The organism is Blautia sp. MCC269, from assembly GCF_018785655.1.
In the GTDB taxonomy this organism is placed as follows: Bacteria; Bacillota; Clostridia; order Lachnospirales; family Lachnospiraceae; genus Blautia_A.
On record NZ_WQQE01000095.1, the window covers coordinates 14,303 to 16,474 of the forward strand.

3 protein-coding genes and 1 pseudogene are annotated in these 2,172 nt (G+C 40.8%); all 4 read left to right on the forward strand.

Features of this window, described 5'->3' with window-relative positions; translation table 11 throughout:
* On the forward strand, positions 1-777 hold a 777-nt coding region (locus GPK88_RS17800; protein WP_252197812.1), incomplete at its 5' end, for an RNA-guided endonuclease TnpB family protein.
* Between the two features lie 146 nt (positions 778-923).
* A complete protein-coding gene (locus GPK88_RS17805; protein ID WP_195567785.1) occupies positions 924-1,316 on the forward strand; it encodes a YgjV family protein in 393 nt (130 codons plus the stop codon).
* A 180-nt stretch (positions 1,317-1,496) separates the two neighbouring features.
* Positions 1,497-1,952 (forward strand): annotated as a pseudogene (locus GPK88_RS19695) (ketopantoate reductase family protein); the annotation flags it as partial.
* Positions 1,937-2,080: a hypothetical protein gene (locus tag GPK88_RS17815; RefSeq protein WP_173763262.1), complete on the forward strand. Its 144-nt coding sequence runs from the start codon at positions 1,937-1,939 to the stop codon at positions 2,078-2,080. The pseudogene GPK88_RS19695 and the gene GPK88_RS17815, both read left to right, overlap by 16 nt.
* Positions 2,081-2,172 lie beyond the last annotated feature (92 nt).

The following is a 2,172-nucleotide window of genomic DNA, read 5'->3' on the forward strand; positions in this document are numbered from 1 at the left end:
ATGAATTTCTTTCAGAAACGGGCTTCCTATCCAACCTTCAAAAGTAAACATAACCGGTTCCAGTCATACAGAACGGTAAATCAAAAAGATAATATCCGTATTGTGGGAAGATATATCAAACTTCCGAAACTTGGATTTGTTAAAATACGGCAGTCGATGGAAGTGGAAAAGATTAATCACGTGATCATTGAGCACACACCGGCTGGAAAATATTTTGCGGTTTTAAATGTTGATTTTGAACCGGAACCACGCTCAAATGCTGGCGGAACGATAGGGATTGATGTCGGAATCAAAGCGTTCTACTCCGACAGTAATGGAAATACGGTATCAAATCCCAGATATCTGGAACGCTCAATGCGAAGACTCATAAGAGAACAGCGCAGGCTTTCCCGAAAACAAAAAGATTCCCATAACCGCGAGAAGCAGCGGATCAGGGTGGCAAGAGTGTATGAGAAAGTAACCAATCAGCGGAATGATTTCCTACAGAAACAGTCAACGATGCTGGTGCGTGAAAACCAAACCATCTGTATTGAAGATCTGAATGTTAAGGGGATGATCCGGAATCATAAACTGTCAAAATCGATAGCGAGTGTTTCCTGGGCAAAATTTTTTGAAATGCTGGAATATAAAGCTGGCTGTTGTGGCTACAGAAATCCACGGATAAAAAATCTGGGCATCCGTATCTGGGAGTGTCCCAAATGCTATGCGGTTCATGACCGGGATACGAATGCAAGTATCAATATTCTGAAAAAAGGACTGCAGATGCAGTCTGCATAAAGATAAAAACTGTACCGTAGGGCATACGGGAACAGTATAAATATAGCTTGTGGACACTGTGTAAGACATTGCAGTACCGTAAGGTGTTTGCCAATGCAGTAGTGGGAGAAGCAAGAATCCCCCTGCTTTAGCTGTGGGGAGTGTCAATGTTAGGAGCGGTGACCGGCGGGATAAGCTATATATTGAATACAGTGCGTTCATTTTGCCTGGGAAGTAAAAATGATTTTTTAAAGGGAAGATGGATGTGCTGTGTACTTTGTATATTGCAGGTAACAACGCTGATCTTCACCTGGTCTGGATGGTGGGCACTGCTTCCGGTTATTGCTAATATTGCGGCAACGATAGGTGGATATACATGCAATGCACGGAAAATCCGTATAGTCGGAATGCTGATCAATTCGCCACTGTGGATCATATATGATATTGCGGTTGGCTCCTGGGCAGGAATATTGGACGAAATAGTCAGTGAAGCGTCTATGATGATCTCTATTTTTCGCTATGGGTGGAAAAATATGGATTCTCTGGAGATTGAGGCATAATAAAATTGAGATAAAATCTAATTGATAAATCAGGTAAAAGTGATATACTGAATGTATAAGAAAAAAACCGTGTGGAATTACAGTTTTGTTTTCACACGGTTTTTTAGAAAACGAAAGTTAGACACAGCTAATAATTTGCAGCGACAATTTATAGGACAATATAAAAGAGGGCAGATTTCTATGAGAATATTGATTTATGGTGCAGGTGTGATTGGATCCTTGTATGCCGCCTTATTCGCAGAAGCTGGTTATGATACAAGTATTTATGCCAGAGGTAAAAGACTTGAGGCTTTAAGAAATAATGGATTGCTTTAATGGGAAGACATTGTTGGAAAAGGAAAAATATTACCGGCTTTTCCTGGAGCTGGTGGAAGTATAAATGATGATGATATCCTTGATGCAGCATTCACTCCAAGGATGATCCAACCGACAACATTTGCAGAAATATCAGGAAATAGATCCGAAAGAACAAAACAATTTTCAAAGATATTGAGGCATGCTCATATACCATATCAGAAAGTAATGGATATGCATATGTGGCAGTTGTGTCATCTTGCCATGGTGGTGCCGATCGCAGATGCATATTACGAAGCTAACTGTCCGGAGAGAGCAGGAAAAGAATGGAAGAAGATCAGATTGTGGTTGTAGACAAAGGAAGAATTGTGCAGCAGGGAACACATGAGCAGTTAATGAGGCAGGAAGGTATTTATAAGAGATTTATGGATGCAAGGCAGCAGGCGGTAAGCTGGAAACTGGCGTACTGAGAAATAAGCCTCGAAAGATAACTGGGATGCGATCTCTCCAATTTTCAAATTTTCAGCAACGGTCAGAAAAGTGATTTATACTACAAATGCCA

What these genes read in the sequence shown, in the direction of transcription:
- GPK88_RS17805 (WP_195567785.1), top strand. Translation starts at nt 924, where the DNA reads ATGTTAGGAGCGGTGACCGGCGGGATAAGCTATATATTGAATACAGTG.
- GPK88_RS17815 (WP_173763262.1), top strand. Translation starts at nt 1,937, where the DNA reads ATGGAAGAAGATCAGATTGTGGTTGTAGACAAAGGAAGAATTGTGCAG.